The organism is Streptomyces sp. NPDC017890 (genome assembly GCF_044328675.1).
Taxonomy (GTDB): Bacteria; Actinomycetota; Actinomycetes; order Streptomycetales; family Streptomycetaceae; genus Streptomyces.
On the sequence record NZ_JBIRHU010000011.1, the window covers coordinates 158,771 to 180,645 of the forward strand.

General features: G+C 72.1%; 22 protein-coding genes. 6 read left to right on the forward strand and 16 right to left on the reverse strand.

All coding sequences use genetic code 11. The annotated features are described in order from the left end of the window. Positions 1 to 28: 28 nt before the first annotated feature. On the reverse strand, positions 29 to 430 hold the full coding sequence (hisI, locus tag ACH4F2_RS16750; RefSeq protein ID WP_398133444.1) for a phosphoribosyl-AMP cyclohydrolase: 402 nt from the start codon (positions 428 to 430) through the stop codon (positions 29 to 31). A gap of 81 nt (positions 431 to 511) precedes the next feature. Here hisI and ACH4F2_RS16755 point away from each other — a divergent pair, with 81 nt between their 5' ends. Next, the gene (locus tag ACH4F2_RS16755) at positions 512 to 1,147 is read left to right on the forward strand and encodes a TIGR03085 family metal-binding protein (RefSeq protein ID WP_398133445.1); all 636 of its coding nucleotides are present in this window, start codon (positions 512 to 514) and stop codon (positions 1,145 to 1,147) included. Between the two features lie 10 nt (positions 1,148 to 1,157). Here ACH4F2_RS16755 and ACH4F2_RS16760 read toward each other — a convergent pair whose 3' ends face one another. From ACH4F2_RS16760 to hisD, 10 genes are all read right to left on the reverse strand, one after another. Then, complete coding sequence (locus ACH4F2_RS16760) at positions 1,158 to 2,408, reverse strand: MFS transporter (RefSeq protein ID WP_398133446.1); 1,251 nt, start codon at positions 2,406 to 2,408, stop codon at positions 1,158 to 1,160. 13 nt (positions 2,409 to 2,421) lie between these two features. Further along, positions 2,422 to 3,009, reverse strand: a complete 588-nt coding sequence (locus ACH4F2_RS16765; RefSeq protein WP_398133447.1) for an ArsR/SmtB family transcription factor — start codon at positions 3,007 to 3,009, stop codon at positions 2,422 to 2,424. Positions 3,010 to 3,105: 96 nt separating this feature from the next. After that, positions 3,106 to 3,861: an imidazole glycerol phosphate synthase subunit HisF gene (gene hisF, locus ACH4F2_RS16770; protein ID WP_398133448.1), complete on the reverse strand. Its 756-nt coding sequence runs from the start codon at positions 3,859 to 3,861 to the stop codon at positions 3,106 to 3,108. Positions 3,862 to 3,886: 25 nt separating this feature from the next. Further along, a complete protein-coding gene (locus tag ACH4F2_RS16775) occupies positions 3,887 to 4,282 on the reverse strand; it encodes a RidA family protein (RefSeq protein WP_398133449.1) in 396 nt (131 codons plus the stop codon). Beyond that, complete coding sequence (gene priA, locus ACH4F2_RS16780) at positions 4,279 to 5,004, reverse strand: bifunctional 1-(5-phosphoribosyl)-5-((5-phosphoribosylamino)methylideneamino)imidazole-4-carboxamide isomerase/phosphoribosylanthranilate isomerase PriA (RefSeq protein WP_398133520.1); 726 nt, start codon at positions 5,002 to 5,004, stop codon at positions 4,279 to 4,281. Before priA ends, ACH4F2_RS16775 begins: the two co-directional genes overlap by 4 nt. A gap of 17 nt (positions 5,005 to 5,021) precedes the next feature. After that, positions 5,022 to 5,666, reverse strand: coding sequence for an imidazole glycerol phosphate synthase subunit HisH (hisH, locus tag ACH4F2_RS16785; RefSeq protein ID WP_398133450.1), 645 nt, complete (start codon positions 5,664 to 5,666; stop codon positions 5,022 to 5,024). Further along, positions 5,663 to 5,827: a hypothetical protein gene (locus tag ACH4F2_RS16790; protein ID WP_179350155.1), complete on the reverse strand. Its 165-nt coding sequence runs from the start codon at positions 5,825 to 5,827 to the stop codon at positions 5,663 to 5,665. The genes hisH and ACH4F2_RS16790 overlap by 4 nt, the downstream gene beginning before the upstream one ends. A gap of 3 nt (positions 5,828 to 5,830) precedes the next feature. Beyond that, entirely contained in the window at positions 5,831 to 6,424 is a 594-nt protein-coding gene (gene hisB, locus ACH4F2_RS16795) for an imidazoleglycerol-phosphate dehydratase HisB (protein WP_019328035.1), read from the reverse strand. Next, entirely contained in the window at positions 6,421 to 7,527 is a 1,107-nt protein-coding gene (locus ACH4F2_RS16800; RefSeq protein ID WP_398133451.1) for a histidinol-phosphate transaminase, read from the reverse strand. The genes hisB and ACH4F2_RS16800 overlap by 4 nt, the downstream gene beginning before the upstream one ends. After that, positions 7,524 to 8,849 carry a histidinol dehydrogenase gene (gene hisD / locus ACH4F2_RS16805; RefSeq protein WP_398133452.1) on the reverse strand — a complete coding sequence of 442 codons (1,326 nt, stop codon included), beginning with the start codon at positions 8,847 to 8,849 and terminating at the stop codon, positions 7,524 to 7,526. The genes ACH4F2_RS16800 and hisD overlap by 4 nt, the downstream gene beginning before the upstream one ends. A gap of 200 nt (positions 8,850 to 9,049) precedes the next feature. Between hisD and ACH4F2_RS16810 the strand changes: the two genes are divergently transcribed. From ACH4F2_RS16810 to ybaK, 4 genes are all read left to right on the forward strand, one after another. Beyond that, a complete protein-coding gene (locus tag ACH4F2_RS16810) occupies positions 9,050 to 10,627 on the forward strand; it encodes an oxidoreductase (protein ID WP_398133453.1) in 1,578 nt (525 codons plus the stop codon). Positions 10,628 to 11,210: 583 nt separating this feature from the next. Further along, complete coding sequence (locus ACH4F2_RS16815; RefSeq protein ID WP_398133454.1) at positions 11,211 to 12,236, forward strand: hypothetical protein; 1,026 nt, start codon at positions 11,211 to 11,213, stop codon at positions 12,234 to 12,236. An 11-nt stretch (positions 12,237 to 12,247) separates the two neighbouring features. Further along, positions 12,248 to 12,988, forward strand: a complete 741-nt coding sequence (locus ACH4F2_RS16820; RefSeq protein ID WP_398133455.1) for an LON peptidase substrate-binding domain-containing protein — start codon at positions 12,248 to 12,250, stop codon at positions 12,986 to 12,988. A 12-nt stretch (positions 12,989 to 13,000) separates the two neighbouring features. Further along, positions 13,001 to 13,501 carry a Cys-tRNA(Pro) deacylase gene (ybaK, locus tag ACH4F2_RS16825; RefSeq protein ID WP_398133456.1) on the forward strand — a complete coding sequence of 167 codons (501 nt, stop codon included), beginning with the start codon at positions 13,001 to 13,003 and terminating at the stop codon, positions 13,499 to 13,501. Positions 13,502 to 13,665: 164 nt separating this feature from the next. On the opposite strand, the gene ACH4F2_RS16830 is transcribed toward ybaK, so the two are convergent. From ACH4F2_RS16830 to ACH4F2_RS16845, 4 genes are all read right to left on the reverse strand, one after another. Next, positions 13,666 to 14,340 (reverse strand): AAA family ATPase, encoded by a 675-nt coding sequence (locus ACH4F2_RS16830; protein ID WP_398133457.1) that lies wholly within the window; start codon positions 14,338 to 14,340, stop codon positions 13,666 to 13,668. 34 nt (positions 14,341 to 14,374) lie between these two features. Then, positions 14,375 to 15,199, reverse strand: coding sequence for an ABC transporter permease (locus ACH4F2_RS16835; protein WP_398133458.1), 825 nt, complete (start codon positions 15,197 to 15,199; stop codon positions 14,375 to 14,377). Between the two features lie 110 nt (positions 15,200 to 15,309). Further along, complete coding sequence (locus tag ACH4F2_RS16840) at positions 15,310 to 16,284, reverse strand: ABC transporter ATP-binding protein (protein ID WP_398133521.1); 975 nt, start codon at positions 16,282 to 16,284, stop codon at positions 15,310 to 15,312. 177 nt (positions 16,285 to 16,461) lie between these two features. Further along, positions 16,462 to 17,682: an NYN domain-containing protein gene (locus tag ACH4F2_RS16845; RefSeq protein WP_398133459.1), complete on the reverse strand. Its 1,221-nt coding sequence runs from the start codon at positions 17,680 to 17,682 to the stop codon at positions 16,462 to 16,464. A 236-nt stretch (positions 17,683 to 17,918) separates the two neighbouring features. Here ACH4F2_RS16845 and ACH4F2_RS16850 point away from each other — a divergent pair, with 236 nt between their 5' ends. After that, the gene (locus ACH4F2_RS16850) at positions 17,919 to 18,083 is read left to right on the forward strand and encodes a hypothetical protein (RefSeq protein ID WP_398133460.1); all 165 of its coding nucleotides are present in this window, start codon (positions 17,919 to 17,921) and stop codon (positions 18,081 to 18,083) included. A 231-nt stretch (positions 18,084 to 18,314) separates the two neighbouring features. Here the strand turns inward: ACH4F2_RS16850 and dnaE are convergent, their stop codons facing one another. Further along, on the reverse strand, positions 18,315 to 21,854 hold the full coding sequence (dnaE, locus tag ACH4F2_RS16855; RefSeq protein ID WP_398133461.1) for a DNA polymerase III subunit alpha: 3,540 nt from the start codon (positions 21,852 to 21,854) through the stop codon (positions 18,315 to 18,317). Between the last annotated feature and the right edge of the window lie 21 nt (positions 21,855 to 21,875).

Genomic DNA, 21,875 nt, shown 5'->3' on the forward strand with positions numbered 1-21,875 from the left:
ACGTCCGTGTCGTCCATGTCGGCAGACCCTACTGATCCGCGCCGGGCGCGCCGGAGCCCGCGCCGTCCGCGAGGAGCACGTCCGCGTCGAAGCAGGTGCGCGCGCCGGTGTGGCAGGCGGCGCCGACCTGGTCGACCTTGACCAGGACGGTGTCGGCGTCGCAGTCCAGGGCGACGGACTTCACCCACTGGAGGTGTCCGGAGGTGTCGCCCTTGACCCAGTACTCCTGGCGGCTGCGCGACCAGTAGGTGCAGCGACCCGTCGTCAGCGTGCGGTGCAGTGCCTCGTCGTCCATCCAGCCGAGCATCAGCACCTCCCCGGTGTCGTACTGCTGGGCGATGGCGGGCAGGAGGCCGTCGGCGCTGCGCTTGAGGCGGTCGGCGATCTCCGGGGCGAGCGGGCTGGGCCGCCGGGGGGAGCTGCTGGTCATGCGCCCATTGTGCCGCGCGGGACGGACACGGCCCGGCGCTGTCCATTGGGCGGACCCGGTCGGCGGCCGTAGGCTGACAGCATGTCGACTTTCGCCAAGCGTGAACGACTTCTGCTCGCGGACCTGTTGGAGACGGCGGGGCCGGACGGTCCGACCCTGTGCGAGGGCTGGCGGACCCGGGACCTCGCCGCGCACGTGGTGGTGCGCGAGCGCCGGCCGGACGCCGCCGGGGGCACCCTGATCAAGCAGCTGGCGTCCCGGCTCGACCGGGTGATGGAGGAGTACGGCGCGAAGCCGTACGAGGAGCTGATCCAGCTGATCCGCACCGGCCCGCCGCGGTTCTCGCCGTTCCAGCTCAAGCAGGTCGACGAGGCGGCGAACACGGTGGAGTTCTACGTGCACGCCGAGGACGTGCGCCGTGCCCAGCCGGACTGGTCGCCGCGCGAGCTGGACCCGGTCTTCCAGGACGGCCTGTGGTCGCGCCTGGAGCGCACCGCCCGCCTGATGGGCCGCGGCATCCCGACGGGACTGGTGCTGCGCCGTCCGAACGGCCAGACGACGGTCGCCCACCGCGGCACGCCGGTGGTCACGGCGACGGGCGAGCCGTCCGAGCTGCTGCTGTTCGCCTACGGCCGGCAGAGCGCCGCGAAGGTGGAGCTGGAGGGCGAGAAGGACGCGATCGCCCGGCTGCACGAGACGAGGCAGCTGGGGATCTGAGGTCCGCCGGTCACCTCGGCAGTTCGGCCCGGCGTACCCCCGGTGCGCACAGGGCGACGACCCCGCCGAGGCCGCAGACCGCGGCGCTGACGACGAAGACCGGGCCGGTGCCCCAGACGCCGATGGCGGCGGCGGACAGCGGCATGCTCAGCGGGGCGATGCCGAGGCTGACGATGCCGCCGACCGCGGTGACGCGCCCCAGGTAGGAGGGGGCTGACCCGGTCTGGAGCAGAGCCCCGCACAGGGCGCCGCTGAGCCCCGCGAGCAGGCCGATGAGCAGCGCCGTCCCGACGGCGACGGGAAGGGCGGGCGCCTGCGCCAGCGCGCCGATCGCGGCCGCGCCGGGGATGAGGGCGCCGGCGATGACGTACCCGGCGTGCGGCACGCGTCCCCGGACGGTCAGCAGCAGGGCCGCCGTCCCCGCGCCCACCCCGAAGCCGGCGAGTACCCAGCCCATTCCGGAGGCTCCCCAGCCGCGTTCGTCGGCGAGCAGGGTCAGGCCGATGTTGAGCGGGCCGACGAAGCCGAGGTCGCCGAGGGCGATGACCAGCATCAGCGGCCCGAGGACGCGGTGCCGGCGGATGTACCCGAGCCCGTCCCGCAGGTCCCGCCACGCGGTGCCGCCCGGGGCGGGCGGCGCGTCGTCGGGGGGAAGCTCGCGCATCCGCACGGATATCAGCAGCGGTACGGACACGGCGATCAGCAGACCGGCGCCGGCGAAGGCCGCCGCCGCGCCGCCGATCGCCACACCGAGGCCGCCGAGCGGGGCGCCCACGACGGAGGAGAAGCGGATGGCGAGGCCCCGCATGCCCTGGACGCGGGCGAGCTGGTCCTTGCCGGTGATCCTGGCCGGGAGCGCCCCGACGGCGGGCAGGAAGAGGGCGTCCACCGCGCCGAAGACGAGGGCGAGGACGGCGAGGAGCCACAGCCCGGGGTCGGTCGCGAAGAGCAGTGCGGCCACCACGAGGGCCGCCGCGCACCGTACGGTGTCGCTGCCGATGACGACCCTGCGCGGTCCCAGCCGGTCGACGATCACTCCCCCGCCGAGCATGAGCAGGGCGCGCGGCACCGCACTCACGGCCGTGACGATCCCGGCCTCGGCGGGGCTGCCGTGCTGCACGGCGGCCCAGGACAGCGCGAGGAAGAAGATGCTGTCGCCGAGCGTGGAGGCGGTGTAGGCCGCGACCCAGCGCAGGACGTTGGGGTCGCGGTGGGCGGCGCGGCCGGGGGCGGCGACCCGGGGTGTGAGTGTGTCCGGCACGGACGTGCCCCTCTCAGCCACGGAAGGGGAATCCGTACACGTGCAGCGCGACGTTCTCGCGTCCTTCGGTGTCGCCGGCGGCTTCGGCGGCCCGGCCCCGCTCGTCGTACTTCTTCGCCAGGGCGAGCAGCTCCGCGGCCAGTTCGCCGAGGTCGGCGGGGGTCAGCCGGAGCAGGGACTCGTTGTCGGGGGCGGCGGAGTTCCACTCGGGGCCCCAGGTGGGGCGTTCGTCGAGGTAGCGGCGGTACATGTCGGCGCGCTGTTCGTGGAAGAGCCGGGTGGCGGCGAGGTGGGCGGCCGCCCGCTCGGGGGCGTCGCGGAAGTTCTCGTCGCGGATGCTCACGCTGTTCGAGGAGGGCTGCCACCAGCGCTCCCGGCCGTCCGCGCTCTGCGGCTCGGCCTGCTCGACCAGCCCGTGCTCGGCCAGTTTGCGCAGGTGGTAGCTGACCAGCGAGACGGCCTCGTCGACCTGCTCGGCGAGCTGCGAGGCGGTCGCCGTGCGGGCGACGCGCAGCCCTCGGTAGAGCCGCATGCGCAGGGGGTGGGCCAGGGCTTTGAGGGTGCCCAGGTCGGTGATCGGTTGGTTCTCCCGGCTCGGCATGCCACCACCGTAAGTTACGAAAGAAAAATTGCACAACACTTGTTGCGCAATTTTCCTTTCGCGTCTCCGGGGTGCGGCAGGCGTGTCCGCCCGTGCCTACCTGACGGGGTGTCCCGCCTCGCGCAGTGCGCTCTTGACCTGCCCGATCCGCAGATCACCGAAGTGGAAGACGGACGCCGCCAGCACCGCGTCCGCGCCCGCCCCGACGGCCGGCGGGAAGTCGGCGAGGCGGCCCGCGCCGCCGGAGGCGATGACGGGGACGGTCACGTGCTTGCGAACCGCCGCGATCATCTCCAGGTCGTAGCCGTCCTTCGTGCCGTCCGCGTCCATCGAGTTCAGCAGGATCTCACCCGCGCCCAGCTCGGCGGCGCGGTGCGCCCACTCCACCGCGTCGATGCCGGTGCCGCGCCGGCCGCCGTGGGTGGTCACCTCGAAGGTGCCCGCCTCGGTGCGGCGGGCGTCGACCGACAGGACGAGGACCTGGCGGCCGAAGCGCTCGGCGATCTCGCGGATCAGGTCGGGGCGGGCGATGGCGGCCGTGTTCACGCCCACCTTGTCCGCGCCGGCCCGCAGCAGTTTGTCGACGTCGTCGGCGGTGCGCACGCCGCCGCCCACGGTCAGCGGGATGAACACCTGCTCGGCGGTGCGGCGCACCACGTCGTACGTCGTCTCGCGGTTGCCCGACGAGGCGGTGATGTCCAGGAACGTCAGCTCGTCGGCGCCCTCGGTGTCGTACACCTTGGCCATCTCGACGGGGTCGCCCGCGTCGCGCAGGTTCTGGAAGTTGACGCCCTTGACGACCCGGCCGTTGTCCACGTCCAGGCAGGGGATGACTCGGACCGCCAGGGTCATGAATCCACGGCTCCTTCGATGCCTCTTACTGTCCTCTGAATGCTTCCAGCTCCACCGACACCAGGACCCGCGAGTCCATGAAGCCCTCCACGACCAGCAGGGTCGTGACCGGGCGTACGGAGTCGAACAGCTCCTTGTGGGCTCGGCCCACCTCGTCGACGTCCCGTGAATGTGCCAGGTACACACGGGTCCGGATCACGGACTCGATGTCCAGCCCGAACTCGCCGATCGCCTCGACCGCGGTGGCGAAGGCGACCTTGGTCTGTTCGTACGGGTCGCCGTCGCCGTACAGCAGGTCGCCCTTGAAGGCGGTCGTGCCCGCCACGATGACTCGATCACCCGCCGCCACGGCACGTGCGAAACCGAAAGAGTCTTCCCAGGGACTTCCGCTCTGCACGCGCCGTACGGCTTCGGATGTCATGACGACACAGCCTCCAAGGCTTCTTCCAGGGTGAACGCCTTCGCGTAGAGGGCCTTCCCGACGATGGCCCCCTCGACACCGGCCGGGACGAGACCGGCGATCGCGCGCAGGTCGTCCAGGGACGACACGCCGCCGGACGCCACGACCGGGCGGTCGGTCGCCGCGCAGACGTTCTTCAGGAGGTCCAGGTTGGGGCCCTGGAGGGTGCCGTCCTTGGCGATGTCGGTGACGACGTAGCGGGCGCAGCCCTCCTTGTCGAGGCGGGCCAGCGTCTCGTAGAGGTCGCCGCCGTCGCGGGTCCAGCCCCGGCCGCGCAGGGTCGTGCCGCGTACGTCGAGACCGACGGCGATCTTGTCACCGTGCTCGGCGATGACCTTGGCGACCCACTCGGGGGTCTCCAGGGCGGCCGTGCCGAGGTTCACGCGGGTGCAGCCGGTGGCGAGGGCCGCGGCGAGGGTGGCGTCGTCGCGGATGCCGCCGGAGAGCTCCACCTTGATGTCCATGGCCTTCGCGACCTCCGCGATCAGCTCACGGTTGTCGCCGGTGCCGAACGCGGCGTCCAGGTCGACGAGGTGCAGCCACTCGGCGCCGGAGCGCTGCCAGGCGAGAGCGGCCTCCAGCGGGGAGCCGTAGGAGGTCTCGGTGCCGGACTCGCCGTGCACGAGGCGGACGGCCTGGCCGTCGCGGACGTCGACGGCGGGGAGGAGTTCGAGCTTGCTCATCTCTACCGGGCTCATCTCTACAGGGTCTCGATCCAGTTGGTGAGGAGCTGGGCGCCGGCGTCGCCGGACTTCTCCGGGTGGAACTGCGTGGCCCACAGGGCGCCGTTCTCCACGGCCGCCACGAAGGGCTTGCCATGCGTGGACCAGGTCACCTTGGGGGCGGCGATCAGCGGGTTGTGCGACTCCTGGGTCCACTCGTGGACGGCGTAGGAGTGCACGAAGTAGTAGCGGGCGTCCGCGTCCAGACCCGCGAAGAGCTGCGAGTCGGCCGGCGCCTCGACCGTGTTCCAGCCCATGTGGGGCACGATGTCGGCCTGGAGCGGTCCGACGGTGCCGGGCCACTCGTCCAGGCCCTCGGCCTCCACGTCGTGCTCGATGCCGCGCGCGAACAGGATCTGCATGCCGACGCAGATGCCCATCACCGGGCGCCCGCCGGACAGCCGGCGGTCGACGACCCAGTCGCCGCGCGCGGCCCGCAGGCCCTCCATGCAGGCGGCGAAGGCGCCGACGCCCGGGACGAGCAGCCCGTCGGCGTTCATGGCCTTGTCGAAGTCACGGGTGATCTCGACGTCGGCTCCCGCGCGCGCGAGGGCACGTTCGGCGGAGCGGACGTTGCCGAAGCCGTAGTCGAAGACGACGACCCGCTTGGTGGTGGCGGTCAACTCCACACCTCCAGCCTCAGTACGCCCGCGAACAGACACATCGCGGCGCCGATGGAGAGCAGCACGATCAGGCCCTTGGGCATCTGCTGCTTGGCGAAGGAGATGATGCCGCCGATGAAGAACAGGCCGACGACGATCAGCGCGGTGGACGTACCGTTCATGGGTTACAGGGCACCCTTCGTGGAAGGCAGGATGCCGGCCGCGCGCGGGTCGCGCTCCGAGGCGTAGCGCAGGGCCCGGGCCAGCGCCTTGAACTGGCACTCCACGATGTGGTGCGCGTTACGCCCGTAGGGCACGTGCACGTGCAGCGCGATCTGGGCCTGGGCGACGAAGGACTCCAGGATGTGCCGGGTCATCGTGGTGTCGTACTCGCCGATCATCGGCGCCATCTTCTCGGGCTCGGTGTGCACGAGGTAGGGGCGGCCGGACAGGTCGACGGTGACCTGGGCGAGGGACTCGTCCAACGGGACCGTGCAGTTGCCGAAGCGGTAGATGCCCACCTTGTCGCCGAGGGCCTGCTTGAAGGCGGCGCCCAGTGCGAGGGCGGTGTCCTCGATGGTGTGGTGGGAGTCGATGTGCAGGTCGCCGTCGGTCTTCACGGTCAGGTCGAACAGACCGTGCCGGCCGAGCTGGTCGAGCATGTGGTCGTAGAAGCCGACGCCGGTGGCGATGTCGGTCTTGCCGGTGCCGTCGAGGTCGATCTCGACGAGGACCGAGGTCTCCTTGGTCGTGCGCTCCACGCGTCCCACGCGGCTCATGTGTTCTGCTCCTTCTTGACTTCACGTACCGCGTCGAGGAACGCGTCGTTCTCCTCCGGGGTGCCGGCGGTGACCCGCAGCCAGCCCGGTACGCCGTTGTCCCGGACCAGGACGCCCCGGTCGAGGATCTTCCGCCAGACCTCGTGGGAGTCCGCGAACCGCCCGAACTGGACGAAGTTCGCGTCGGACTCGGTCACCTCGTAGCCGATCGCGCGCAGCTCGGCGACCAGCCGGTCCCGCTCGGTCTTCAGCTGCTCGACGTACTTCAGCAGCGTGTCCGTGTGTTCCAGGGCGGCCAGCGCGGTCGCCTGGGTGACGGCCGACAGGTGGTACGGCAGCCGTACGAGCTGGACGGCGTCGACGACGGCCGGGTGCGCGGCGAGGTAGCCCAGGCGCAGGCCCGCCGCACCGAACGCCTTGGACATCGTGCGGGAGATGACCAGGTTCGGCCGGTTTGCCAGCAGCGGCAGCAGCGAGGCGCCGTGGCTGAACTCGATGTAGGCCTCGTCGACCACGACCATCGAGGGCTTGGCGGCCTGCGCCGCCTCGTGGAGGGCGAGGACCGTCTCGGCCGGGACCGCGTTGCCTGTGGGGTTGTTGGGGGTGGTGATGAAGACGACGTCCGGGCGGTGCTCGGCGATCGCCTTCTGCGCGGCGGGGACGTCGATCGTGAAGTCCTCGTGGCGCGGGCCGGAGATCCAGCCCGTGCCGGTGCCGCGCGCGATGAGGCCGTGCATCGAGTACGACGGCTCGAAGCCGATCGCGGTGCGGCCCGGACCGCCGAAGGTCTGCAGCAGCTGCTGGATGACCTCGTTGGAGCCGTTGGCCGCCCAGACGCCCCGCCCGTCCACGGCGTACCCGGAGGTCTTCGTCAGGTACTCGGCGAGCTTCGCGCGCAGCTCGACCGCGTCCCGGTCCGGGTAGCGGTTGAGGTCGCGGGCTGCCTCGCGGACCCGCTCGGTGATCCGATCGACCAGCGCCTCGGGCAGCGGGTAGGGGTTCTCGTTGGTGTTCAGCCGTACCGGCACGTCCAGCTGGGGCGCGCCGTAGGGGGACTTGCCGCGAAGCTCGTCCCGTACGGGGAGATCGTCGATGCCTGTCACTTGCCGTCCGGGACCTTCCAGTCGAACCGTGCCTTGATCGCCGCCCCGTGCGCGGGCAGGTCCTCCGCCTCCGCGAGCGTCACCACGTGGTGCGCGACCTCGGCGAGCGCGTCACGCGTGTAGTCGACGATGTGGATGCCGCGCAGGAAGGACTGCACCGACAGGCCCGAGGAGTGGCAGGCGCAGCCGCCGGTGGGCAGGACGTGGTTGGACCCGGCCGCGTAGTCGCCGAGCGAGACGGGCGCCCAGGGGCCGACGAAGATCGCGCCGGCGTTCTTGACGCGGTCGGCGACGGCTGCGGCGTCGGCTGTCTGGATCTCCAGGTGTTCGGCGCCGTACGCGTCGACGACGCGCAGGCCCTCCTCCAGGCCGTCGACCAGGACGATCGCGGACTGGCGGCCCCTCAGCGCGGGCACGATCCGGTCGTCGATGTGCTTGGTGGCCTCGACCTGCGGCTGGAGTTCCTTCTCGACCGCGTCCGCGAGTTCCACGGAGTCGGTGACCAGGACAGCCGCGGCCAGCGGGTCGTGCTCGGCCTGGCTGATCAGGTCGGAGGCGACGTGCGCCGGGTCTGCGGTGGAGTCGGCCAGTACCGCGATCTCGGTCGGGCCGGCCTCGGCGTCGATGCCGATCTTTCCGGTGAAGTAGCGCTTGGCGGCGGCCACCCAGATGTTGCCGGGGCCGGTGACCATGTTGGCGGACGGGCAGGACTCGGTGCCGTACGCGAACATCGCGACGGCGGTGGCGCCGCCGGCCGCGTACACCTCGTCGACGCCGAGCAGGGCGCAGGCGGCGAGGATCGTCGGGTGCGGCAGGCCGCCGAACTCGGCCTGGGCCGGGGAGGCGAGCGCGATCGACTCGACGCCGGCCTCCTGCGCGGGCACGACGTTCATGATCACGGACGACGGGTAGACCGAGCGCCCGCCGGGCGCGTACAGGCCGACCCGCTCGACCGGCACCCACTTCTCGGTGACCGAGCCGCCGGGGACGACCTGCGTGGTGTGGGTGGTGCGGCGCTGTTCGCGGTGGACGAGGCGGGCGCGGCGGACGGACTCCTCCAGTGCCGCGCGCACGGTGGGGTCGAGCTCCTCCAGCGCGCGGGTGAGCGCGGCGGCCGGAACCCGCACCTGGTCGAGCCGGACGCCGTCGAACTGCTCGGCGAAGTCGATCAGCGCCGCGTCGCCACGATGATGCACGGCCTCGCAGATCGGACGCACCTTGTCCAGGGCGGCCGAGACGTCGAAGTCGGCTCGGGGCAGCAGGTCGCGCAGGGCGGGGCCCTCGGGGAGGGCGTCGCCGCGCAGATCGATTCGGGAGATCACGGAACCAATTCTCTCAGACCCGCGTCGGGCACCGTCCGCGCGTATCAATGGCTGATACAGAACGCGACGGCCCCTCGCGGCCCACGCCGGGCCCCGACGGATCGACCTCACTGTGAGTGTTCAAGATGTCACCCAGTGGGCATGAACGGTTGTACGAAGTGTGAGCGACCGACGAGTAGCCGGGGAGGGAGTGAAGCGCCGTGACCGAGGGGGCCGGCCACCGTGACGGAGAGCTGCCGGACGACCTGACCGCCACCGAGGCCGGCATGTGGCAGGCCTTCCGCAACGGCAGCGTTTACGACCTGAGCAGCGGCGACGCGTTCGCCGACGACCCGCACGGCGGGCATCCGTGGGGGCCCGAGCGGACGGTGCGGGCCCGCATCGTGTGCTGGCTGCTTCTCGACGGTCCTCCCGCGCTCGCGGGCCGGGTGTCCTCGCTGCAACTCGTGGGTGTGCGGATCAGCGACACGATGGAGCTCTCGGGCGGCACCGTGGTGCCCTACGTCGAGTTGCGGCGCTGCCGGTTCGAGCGGGAGGTCCTGCTGCCGGAGACCCGTTTCACGACCGTACGGCTGGTGGACTGCGCGGTGCCGCGGCTGGAGGCGGCCCGGCTGCAGACCGAGGGCGATCTGCACCTGCCGCGCTGCCGGTTCCGGGCCGGCATCCGGCTCACCGACGCGCAGATAGGCACCGACCTGCTGCTCAACCAGGCGATCGTGCACCGGGACCGCAGCGGGCGTTCCATCGCCGCGGACGGCCTGAGCGTCGGCCAGGACCTCCAGGCCGAGATGCTGGAGTCGTACGGCGAGGTGAGTCTGCGCAGCGCCCAGGTCGGCGTCTCGCTGAGCCTGCGCGGTGCCCGGCTGCTCAACCCGTACACGCGGCACGCGCTGAACGCCCCGCAGCTGACGGTGGAGCGCACGCTGTACCTGACCCCGGCCGGGCTCGGCAGCCCGCTGCTGCGGGGGACGACTCCGGCGCAGGGGACGCGGATCCAGCGGTTCGAGTGCGAGGGCGGGGTGCGGCTGGACGACGGGCGGTTCGGCGACGCCGTCGACTTCGAGCACGCCCGGTTCACCTTCACCGACGAGCAGGAGCTGTCGCTGCGCCGGGTGCAGACGCCCGAGCTGCGGTTCCTCGGCCAGCGGCCGGCGCGCGGCCGGGTGGTGCTGTCGGGGGCGCGGGTGGTCAACCTGATGGACCGGGCGGACAGCTGGCCGGGCCCGGGACGGCTGCACATGGGCGGCTTCGCCTACGAGAACCTGGTGCCGCGGGGGCCGTTCCCGCTGGCGAAGCGGCTGCGCTGGGTGGGCGCCGCGACCGCCGAGTACCACCCGGAGCCGTACGAGCGCCTCGCCGCGGTGCTGCGGGCCGGCGGCGAGGACGAGGACGCCCGCGAGGTGCTGCTCGCCAAGCACCGGCGGCGCCGCGAGAGCCTGCCCGTCGCCGCGAAGCTGGTGGGCTACGCCCAGGACTGGACGGTCGCCTACGGCTACCGTCCGGGTCGGGCCGCGGTGTGGATGGCGGTGCTGTGGGCGGCCGGCTCGCTCGCCTTCGCGCGCGCCGACCCGCCGCCGCTGAAGAGCGGCGAGCATCCGGACTGGAACCCCGCCCTCTTCGCCCTCGACCTGCTGCTGCCGGTCATCGACCTGGGCCAGGCCGGCTCCTGGCAGCTGCGCGACGGCTGGCAGTGGCTGGCGACGGCCCTGATCCTGCTGGGCTGGGTCCTGGCGACCACGGTCGCGGCGGGAGCGACGCGGCTTCTCCGCCGGAACTGACCGCCTTCCCGGCGAGGAACGCAGGGCCCCGCCCCCGGGGGAGACACGGCAGCCCCCTGGGCGGGCGCGGCACCCCGCCCCGGGGGCAAGGCACCTCGCCCGGCAAGTGGCTCCAACGCCCGGGGCGGCGGGGGATTCTGGACCGACGAGTCGCTCATGGCCCGTGTCCAGGGGCCCGGCGGCCGCCTCGGCCCGGGTGGTCGGGCCGCTCGGCCTGGGTCTGCAGGTTCTTTCCACGGGCGAGGACACCCTCGAGTCCGCGGAATCTCGCCGCCCCGCCCGGCGGGAAGCGCGACACCCGCCGCCGAGGGCGGCACCGCACTCGCCGGGGCAGCACGCCCCGTCCGGAGGGCGCAGGGCTTCCCGCCGGGGCTTCCGCCCGCCCCCGGCCGAAGGCGCTGAGAACGCCCTCCGGGCCGACAGCCACCGACAGCCACCGACAGCCACCGACAGCGGGAAGGCCGCGCCGGGGCCGCCTGTGCCCGACGGCGGGATTCGCACGGATGGTGCGGGTGGGACACGAACGGCCGAAGGCAGAGCCGAACCGCACAACCATCGCGAACCGTCGGCCGTCGTACTGGCCATGCTGCGCGCGTTCCTCCGGACGGCGGCCCGGGCCCGCCCCCGGACGTCCCGGCCCGCCCAAGACGACGACGTGCTCCTCGACGCCCCCGACGACCGCCTCGCCCCCGCGCTCGTCGCGGCGGCGCGCGGTGAGTACGCCCCCGCCGCCGGCCTCCTCGCCCGCACCCGCGAGAACGCCGAGTGGGAGCACCGCGACCGCTACGCGAGCCGGCTGGCCGCCTTCGCGCGCGCACGCTCCGCGTGGCTCGACGACTGGCGCGCCGCCGCCCCCGACGACCCCGACGCCCTGCTGGTCGGCGCCCGGCTGACGGTGGACCGCCACTGGGACTCGCCGGCCCGCACAGAACTGCTGCGCCAGATCGCCCCCGCCGTCACGGCCGCCGCCGAGGCCGCCGGACGCGACCCGGTGCCGTGGCGGACCGCGCTGGACACGGCTCGGGGCGCGCACTCCGGGCACCTCGAGTTCGAGCGCCTGTGGGCGCAGGCGGTCCTCCGCGCCCCGCACCACTACGGATGCCACGTCGCCGCCCTCGACTACCTGGCCGCCGCCTCGCCCGGTGCCCACCGCGAGTGCCTGGACTTCGCCGAGACGGCCGCGCAGGACGCGCCCGAGAACGCGCTCGTACGGGCGCTGCCGCTGAGGGCGGCCTTCACCTGCCTGACCGCGAGCGGTGGCGGCGCCGCGGACCGCGTGCACCGGGCCCGCCTCGACGCGGCGGCCGACCGCGCGATCGCCCTCTCGGCCGCCCGCCCGGCGGCCGACCCCCGGCCGGCCGAGCTGCGGAACCTGCTGGCGTACGTCCTGGTGCGCCTGGAGCGCAGCCAGGACGCGGCGGAGCAACTGCGTCTGACCGGCCCGTACGTCACGTCCTTCCCCTGGGACCGGGACGCGGACGACCCGCTCGGCCGCTTCCTCCAGGTGCGCGCCGACGTCCGTGCGGCGGTGGCCGCCGCACCGGGGGCGACGGGTTCAGTGCGGCCACGAAGTGGGCAGGGCGGCCGCGGCCGCCCCGGCGACCATTAGGCTTCTGGGTCGTGACCACCGTCCGGCTCCCCCTCTTCCCCCTGAACTCGGTCCTGTTCCCGGGGCTGGTGCTCCCGCTCAACATCTTCGAGGAGCGCTATCGCGCCATGATGCGCGAGTTGCTGAAGTCTCCCGAGGACGAACCGCGCCGGTTCGCCGTCGTGGCGATCCGCGACGGCTACGAGGTGGCCCGGAGCGCACCCGGTCTGCCCGACCCGACGACGACGCTCGAGCGCGGACCGACGGCCGGGTTCGGGCCCGACCCGGTCAACGCGTTCCACAAGGTGGGCTGCATCGCGGACGCGGCGACGATCCGCGAACGCGCCGACGGCACTTTCGAGGTGCTGGCCACCGGCACGAACCGGGTGCGGCTGCTCTCGGTGGATGCCTCGGGCCCGTTCCTGACGGCCGAGCTGGAGCCGCTGCCCGAGGAACCCGGCGACGGGGCGGGGGCGCTCGCCGAAGGGGTGCTGCGGTCCTTCCGGCAGTACCAGAAGCGGCTGGCGGGGGCGCGCGAACGGTCGCTGGCGACCGGTGCCGAACTGCCGGACGAACCGGGTGTCGTCTCCTACCTGGTCGCCGCCGCGATGATGCTGGACACGCCGACCAAGCAGCGTCTGCTCCAGGCCCCGGACACCGCCTCCCGCCTGAGGGACGAGCTGAAACTCCTTCGCTCCGAGACGGCCGTCATCCGTACGCTGCCGTCGTTGCCGGCGGCTGACCTGACGCGCGGTCCCACGAGTCTCAACTGAGGTACTGGCCCCATGGCGAAGAAGTCCAAGAAGCAGCAGTCCGGCGGCACCCCCGCGACGGTCGCCCTCGCGGCGGCCGGAGCGACGTACACGGTCCACGCGTACGACCACGACCCCGCCCACCCGTCCTACGGCGAGGAGGCGGCCGAGGCGATGGGCGTCTCGCCGGAGCGGGTCTTCAAGACGCTGGTGGCGGACGTCGACGGCGCGCTGACGGTCGCCGTGGTGCCGGTGGCCGGCCAGCTGGACCTGAAGGCGCTGGCGGCCGCGGTCGGCGGCAAGCGCGCGGCGATGGCCGACCCGGCCCTGGCCGAGCGCACCACGGGCTATGTGCGGGGCGGCATCTCGCCCCTGGGGCAGCGCAAGCGACTCCCGACGGTCCTGGACGCGTCCGCCTCGGGCCACGCCACGATCTGCGTCTCGGCGGGCCGCCGCGGCCTCGAGGTCGAACTCACCCCCGACGCCCTGGCCGAGCTGACGGAAGCGGTCCTCGCCCCGATCGGCCGCGCGTGACATCGCGCACCTCCTCGACGGGCGCCCCGTTCTCGGTTGTCGGACAGAACATGTCGAAGAGAACCCGCAAACGCAGGTGGCGCATCAGAAAGCGCAGGGCGATCCACGGCCGCCGCCCCGCCCAGCGGGGCCTGCGCCGGCTTCTCCCCGTACGGTCCCGGCGGTTACCGCCGCGGCTCCGGCCAGGGGTCCGGATCCGGGTCCCTGGGCCCGAACAGCCCCGTCAGCGCCAGGTGAACCACCAGCGCCGCCACCGACCACGCCAGCAACGCTCCCTTCGCGCCCAGCTTCAGCGGCGCGGAGAACGTCACCCCCTGGCCCACGTCCTTCGCGTGGGCGATCACGTCCTGGGTGGGCCCCAGCGACACGCCGACCCGCCACGCCAGCAGCGACCCGAGCAGCCCGCCGACGCCCAGCGCCACCACCAGCGGCACGCCCCCGCGCCGCCGCAGCAGGAAGACGACCACCGCGCTGAGTACGCCGAACGCCAGCGCGAGCAGCGTGAACACGCCGTCGACACCGACCACCCGCTCGCCCTCGGGGTTCTTGGGGACGACCGCCCAACTGTCCCCCAGCACGCCGCCGACCAGCGGCACGCTCGGTGCCAGCTGCCACCACAGCACGCCCAGCAGCGCCCCGGAGAGCGCCACCGCCACCACGGTCACGGCGGCCTGACGCACTTCGGTCAACATCCCGGGGCCGTCCTGTTCGCCGTGGTGGTCGTGCGTGGCGCCGGACGCGGCGCCCATCGCGTGCGCACCGACGGGCGGCGGCACCGGCCCGCCCTGATACGACGAGCGTTCGTTCGGTGGCGGTGGCGGAGTCAGAGGTGCGGTCACCCCGCCATCGTGCCAAACCCGCCTGTGCGGCGCGTCACCGGACGGCGGCCCGACGGTACGCCCAGGTGGCGACCGCCAGCGAAATCACGCCGACCACGGCGCACACCGCGAGGTCACCGAGGACGAAGGCCCAGTCGGGCTGGTCCCCGAAGGTGCGCGCGAAGGCCTCCACGCCGTACGTGGAGGGCAGCAGGTCCCGCGCCAGGCGGACCACCTCCGGCATCCGCTCGGCCGGCAGCACGCCCAGCAGCAGCGCCGCCGACATGCCCAGCTGGCCGAGGAGGGTGGCGAACTCCGGACGGGGCGCGAGCAGCCCCAGGGCCGCGCCCAGCCCGGCGAGAGCGGCGCCCGCCAGCGGGATCACGGCCACCAGCACCCACAGGTGCGTCATCGGCAACCCGAACAGCAGGCATCCGAACACCGCCGTCACCACGGTCCCCGGCACGGTGAAGGACGCGTACGCGCCCGCTGCGCCCAGCACCACGGCGGCCGGGGGCACCGGCAGCGTCGCGTAGTGGTCGAGGCCGCCGCTCGCGCGCAGCTGGCCGAAGTACTGGGCGAGGAGGTTCAGCGCGACGAAGGCCACGACGAGCACCGCCGACCCGGCGACCACGGCCTGTGCCTCGCCGCCGCCGTCCACGACCCCGCGCATCAGGATCATGATGCCGATCGACTGGAAGGTGGCCACGAACAGCAGCGGGATGCGCGCGACCCGCGCCCGGGACAGCTGCGCCCGGTACACGGCCACCAGGGAGGGCCACAGCCGTGCCTTGGGGCCGAGCTCGGCCGCGCCGGCGCCGCCCTGCTCGTCGGCGGCCAGGGCACCGCCCGGCAGGACATCGGCGGGTACGACACTCACGTCGCGGTGCTCCCCTTCGTTGGGTCCTTCGAGGCTTCGGTCGGTGTCCTTCGAAGCGGTCGCCCTGACGGATACGGACGCGGCGGCCGATGTGCTCACCGTTCGGGTGCTCAAGCCCTCACCAGCCCCTGCCGCGCGGCGCCGCCCAGCGCCAGGTACACGTCCTCCAGGCTGGGCGTGGCGAGGGTGAAGTCGTCCAGGGCGGCGAAGGCGGCGCCACCGGTGACGGTGGCGACGACCGCGCGGGCCTCCTCGGGGGCGAGCCGCAGCGTCCAGCGGCGTCCCGACTCGGCGGCGCGGTCGCGCAGGGCCGCGACCTCCGGCACGTTCAGCGGTGCGCTCTCGCGCCACACCAGGTCGACGCGGACCTCGCCGGCGACCTTCTCCTTGAGTCCGGAGGGCGTGTCGCAGGCGATCACGCGCCCCCGGTCGAGGACGGCGACCCGGTCGAGGACGGTCTCGGCCTCGATGACGTTGTGGGTGACGAGCAGCACGGTGGTGCCGCGCTCGGCGCGCCGCCGGTCGACGGCACCCCACACCGCGCGCCGGGCCACGGGGTCCATGCCGGTGGTCGGCTCGTCCAGGACGAGCAGCGAGCGCTCTCCCACCAGCGCGGCGGCGAAGCAGGCCAGGCGGCGCTGCCCGCCGGAGAGCTTCTTGATCGGGCGGGCGGCGAGCGGGGTCAGGCCCAGCTCGTCCAGGACGGCGTCCCGCTCGGCGCGTGCCTGCCGCACCTCCAGGCCGCGCAGCCGTCCGGTGGTCTCGGCGGCGAGCGACACGGTCAGCTCGTCCAGGGCGCTGGACTCCTGCCCGAGGTAGGCGAGGATCCGCGCGGCCCGCTCCGGGTGGCGCACGATGTCGTGTCCCAGGATCTCCACGCTGCCGCCGTCGGGCCGCATCAGCCCGGTGAGCTGGCGTACGAGGGTGGACTTGCCGGCACCGTTCGGCCCGAGCAGTCCGAAGATCTCACCGCGGCGGATCTCCAGGGTCACGTCGTCGGTGGCCCGCACCTCGGGGGTGGCGGGAACGCCGCGCCGGCCGCGTACCGGCGGATAGGTCTTGGTCAGCCCGCGCACCACGCACACGGCATCGCCACCGGGTCGAAGTGCCTGTGCCGCGCGCGTACTCACAAGGGACGAGACTACGGGGTCCGTCCCCCAGCCCCGCCCTCGGGTCCGCCCATAAGTGTCGATTCAGCCGGGGAAAGCGGGAGGAAAGCCGGCGGGGAAGCCAGGGGAAAGCCGGGACAGCCGCGGAGGGCCTCACTCCGGCACGGGGGTGCGCTCGGTCGCCGTCCGGAGGTCGACCTCCCGCCAGAACCCGGCCCGGATCGCGTACCGATCGTGCTCGTCGATCTGATCGTCCTTGTGGGCCAGCAGTCCGAAGCGGGCCGCGTAGCGCAGCAGTTCCCCGTCGACGCGGTGCGGGATGCGGGGGTACATCCCGGAGAGCTTCTGCAGGTGGCCGTGGTCGCCGAGGCGCTCCAGCCAGCGGCGGGCGAAGACCTGCCCGACCTCGTACGGGTCACCGCCGACCGTGGTGATGTCCTCCTCGCGGTCGGCCCAGCGCTGCTCGGCCGTGGTGAGCTGGGCCAGCGTCGGCATCGAGACGGCCTCGGAGGGCTCGGCGGCTGACCGGTCGACCCAGCCCCTGTCCGAGGACCAGCGCAGTGTGGCGGTCGGCGGGGGCGGGGCGGGGTGGGCGACGCCGGGGGCGCGCAGGGCGGCGAGGTCCTTGGGGGTGGGGACGCCCTTGGCGGGCGGTACGCGCTCCTCGGAGCCGTTGCGCGCGGCGCTGGTCGTCGTGGGGTGCTCCGGCTCCTCGGCGGGCCGCCGCTCGGCGGCGGCGGACAGGGCGGACTCGGGCAGCGGTGCGGAGAGGATCGCGGCGATCTCGGGGCGGGGCACGGGCGGCGGCGCGCAGATCCCGCCGACTTCCTTGGCGCGTACGGCCTTGGTGATCCACGTACGGTCCAGCACGCGTCGCTCGTCGGCCTCGGCGACCAGGTCCTCGGACTGGTTGTAGTCGCCGTCGGCGGCCTGCACGGCCCACAGGTGGACGGCGACGCCGTGCTCCTTGGCGGCCATCATGCCGGGCAGCAGGTCGCCGTCGCCGGTCACCAGGACGACGTCGGAGCAGGCGCGGTTGCGGGCCAGCTCGGTCAGCTCGGCGTGCATGGCGGCGTCCACGCCCTTCTGCGCCCAGCGGCCGTCGCTGCGCGTCAGCGCGCCGAGCCGGACGGTGACCCGGGGCATCACGCGCAGCCGGCGGTGCTCGGGCTGGGGGACGCGGTCGGGGGCGCCGTCGAACCAGTAGATGCGCAGCAGGGGCTGCTGCGTGTCGGACTCGGCGCGGTCACGGAGCCCGTGGATGAGGGCGGCGTGATCGACGGTGATGCGCGAGCGTGAGGGCTCTCCGGCGAGGAGACTGGCGGCGGCCCCCAGCAGATACCCGGCGTCCACCAGGACGATGCAGCGGTCCACGCGATCCACCCTCTTTCCGGGAGGTTTGCTTCGGGCTTCCTTCGAGTCTGCCCGACCACGCGGAGGTTAACGGCCCGAACTCGATCTTCGGCGTGGCGTTTCCGCACGGGCCGCCCGCCCTCGCACCCCGAGGAACCGCGTCACGGACGGTAATTGCCCGATATGCGTTCTTTGTTGGCCTGTGTGAATCTGGTTCCGGTCCTGGTCCCCAGATCCCCCTCAGGAGGTAGATCACCATGGCCAAGAACAAGAACAACCGTGATCGTAAGCAGCCCCAGGCCGAGCGCCCCCAGCGGACGGCCGAGACGCCCGTGCTGGACCGCGAGGAGCAGCACGGCCCGCAGCTGACGCCCGGCGACGCCGCCTCCCGCAAGCGGCAGAAGCGCTTCGGCCACAACTGACACCGGTACGACGGGCCGTTGCGGCCCGCACGTCCGAGGGGCGCACCCGGCAACGGGTACGCCCCTCGGTCGCTTCGACGGTCCCGGACTCGTCGGCGGTCCCGGCCCTTCGGCGGTCCCGGCCCTTCGGCAGTCTCGGGCTCCTTGACGGCCCCAGGCTCTTTGACGGTCCCGCCCTTTGACGGTCCCAGGCTCTTTGAGGGCCCCGGTCGCTTCGACCGCCTCGGTCGTTCAGCCCGCCAGGCAGGACGGCCCGAGCAGCACCTTCAGGTCGCCGAACAGGGCCGGATCGGGCTTCACCCGGTGCCGGTCCAGGCGCAGCACCGTCGTCTTCGTCGGCCCCTGGAGCTTGATCCGGACCTCGCTGTCGCCCCGGTGGTGGGTGAGGATCTCGCCGAGCCGGCTGACCATCGGCGGGGTGACCCGGGTGGCGGGGATCGTGAGGACCACGGGCGCGTTGGCGCCCGCGTTGGACAGGTCGGGGACCATCAGCTCCATGGCGACCAGCCGGGGCACGTCCTCCCGCTTGTCGAGCCGCCCCTTGACGAACACCACCGCGTCCTCGACGAGTTGGGTGGACACCAGCTGGTACGTCGCCGGGAAGAACATGCACTCGATGGAGCCGGCCAGGTCCTCCACGGTGGCGATCGCCCAGGCGTTGCCCTGCTTGGTCATCTTGCGCTGCAGGCCGGAGATGATGCCGCCGATGGTGACGACCGCGCCGTCGCCGAAGTCACCGCCGGTGAGCTGGGAGATGCCCGCGTCGGCCTTGTCGGACAGGACGTGCTCCAGGCCGAAGAGCGGGTGGTCGGAGACGTAGAGGCCGAGCATCTCCCGTTCCTGGGCGAGGAGATAGGTCTTGTCCCACTCGTCCTCGCCGAAGACGACGTCGAGTCCGAAGCCCGGCTCGTCGTTCTGCTCCTCGCCCATGCCGCCGAAGAGGTCGAACTGGCCCTCGGCCTCCTTGCGCTTGACCGCGACCACGTTGTCGATCATCGGCTCGTACTGCGCGGTGAGGCCCTTGCGGGTGTGTCCCATCTCGTCGAAGGCGCCGGCCTTGATCAGCGACTCCGTCGTCCGCTTGTTGCAGACGACGGCCTCCACCTTGTCCAGGTAGTCGGGGAAGGAGGCGTACTTCCCCTTGGCCTTGCGGCACCTGATGATCGACTCGACGACGTTGGTGCCGACATTGCGGACGGCGGAGAGACCGAAGAGGATCACGTCGTCGCCCTGCGCGGCGAAGTTCGACATGGACTCGTTGACGTTGGGCGGGAGGACCTTGATGCCCATGCGCCGGCACTCGTTCAGGTAGACGGCCGACTTGTCCTTGTCGTCCTTGACCGAGGTGAGCAGACCGGCCATGTACTCGGCGGGGTGGTTCGCCTTCAGGTACGCGGTCCAGTACGAGACCAGTCCGTACGCGGCCGAGTGCGCCTTGTTGAAGGCGTAGCCGGCGAAGGGGACCAGCACGTCCCACAGTGCCTGGATGGCCTCGTCGCTGTAGCCCTTCTTGCGGGCGCCCTCCTGGAAGAGGACGAAGTTCTTCGCCAGTTCGTCGGGCTTCTTCTTGCCCATCACGCGGCGGAGGATGTCGGCCTCGCCGAGCGAGTAACCCGCGATGATCTGGGCGGCCTTCTGCACCTGCTCCTGGTAGACGATCAGGCCGTAGGTGACGGACAGCACCTCCTGGAGGGGTTCCTCCAGCTCCTTGTGGATCGGCGTGATCTCCTGCAGGCCGTTCTTGCGCAGCGCGTAGTTGGTGTGCGAGTCCATGCCCATGGGGCCGGGACGGTAGAGCGCGGAGACGGCGGAGATGTCCTCGAAGTTGTCGGGCTTCATCAGCCGCAGCAGCGAGCGCATCGGTCCGCCGTCGAACTGGAAGACGCCGAGCGTGTCGCCGCGCTGGAGCAGGTCGAAGGTCTTGGGGTCGTCCAGCGGCAGCGACAGCAGGTCGAGGTCGATGCCCTTGTTGGACTTCACCATCTTGACGGCGTCGTCCATGATCGTGAGGTTGCGCAGGCCCAGGAAGTCCATCTTCAGCAGGCCGAGCGACTCGCACTGCGGGTAGTCCCACTGCGTGATGGTCACGCCGTCCGTGTGCCGCACCCAGATCGGGGCGTGGTCGACGATGGGCTCACTGGACATGATCACGCCGGCGGCGTGCACGCCCATCTGCCTCACCAGGCCCTCGACACCCTTGGCGGTGTCGATGACCTTCTTCACGTCCGGCTCGTTCTCGTACATCGAGCGGATCTCGCCGGCCTCGCTGTAGCGGGGGTGCGTGGGGTCCGTGATGCCGTTGAGGTCGATGCCCTTGCCGAGGACGTCGGCGGGCATCGCCTTGGTGAGCCGGTCGCCCATCGCGTACGGGTAGCCCAGCACGCGCGCGGAGTCCTTGATGGCGTTCTTCGCCTTGATCTTGCCGTACGTGCCGATCATGGCGACCTTGTCGGCGCCGTACTTCTCCGTCACGTACCTGATCACCTCGACGCGCCTGCGCTCGTCGAAGTCGATGTCGACGTCGGGCATGGAGACGCGCTCGGGGTTGAGGAACCGCTCGAAGATCAGGCCGTGCGGGATGGGGTCGAGGTCGGTGATGCCCATGGCGTACGCCACGATCGACCCGGCCGCGGAGCCTCGGCCGGGGCCGACGGCGATGCCCTGGTTCTTCGCCCACATGATGAAGTCGGCGACCACGAGGAAGTAGCCCGGGAACCCCATCTGGATGATGACGTCCATCTCGTACTCGGCCTGCTTCTGGCGGTCCTCGGGGACACCGCCGGGGAAGCGGCGCTCCATGCCGCGGCGGACCTCCTCCTGGAACCAGGTGACCTCGGTGAAACCGTCGGGGATGTCGAACTTCGGCATGAGGTCGCGCTTCTCGAACATGCCGGTGGTGTCGATCATCTCGGCGATCAGGCGCGTGTTGGCGCAGCCCTCCTGCCAGGCGTCGGAGGAGTCGATGGCGTACATCTCGTCCGTCGACTTCAGGTAGTAGCCGGTGCCGTCGAAGCGGAAGCGGTCCGGGTCGGAGAGGTTCTTGCCGGTCTGGATGCACAGCAGGGCGTCGTGGGCGGTCGCCTCGTGCGCGTAGGTGTAGTGCGAGTCGTTCGTCACCAGGGGCGGGATGCCGAGCTTCTTGCCGATCCGCAGCAGGTCCTCGCGCACCCGGTGCTCGATGTCGATGCCGTGGTCCATCAGCTCCAGGAAGTACCGGTCCTTGCCGAAGATGTCCTGGTAGTCGGAGGCCGCCTGGAGGGCCTCGTCGAAGTGGCCGAGGCGCAGCCGGGTCTGCACCTCGCCGGAGGGGCAGCCGGTGGAGGCGACGATCCCCTCGGACCACTGGGAGATGGTCTCCTTGTCCATCCGGGGCCACTTCTGCAGCCAGCCCTCGGCGTACGCGTCGGAGGAGAGGCGGAAGAGGTTGTGCAGGCCGGTGCTGTTGGTCGCCCACATGGTCTTGTGGGTGTAACCGCCCGAGCCGGAGACGTCGTCCCGCTTCTGGTGCGGCTGGCCCCACTGGATCTTGCGCTTGTTGCGGCGCGACTCGGGGGCGACGTACGCCTCGATCCCGATGATCGGGGTGACCCCGGCCTTCTTCGCGGAGTGGAAGAAGTCGTACGCCCCGTGCAGGTTGCCGTGGTCGGACATGGCGATGTGTGTCATGCCCATCTCATTGCAGGCGTCGAACATGTCCTTCAGCCGTGCGGCACCGTCCAGCAGCGAGTACTGGGTGTGGACGTGCAGGTGCGTGAACGGCGGCTTGGACACGTGCGGCCTCCTGAGGAAACT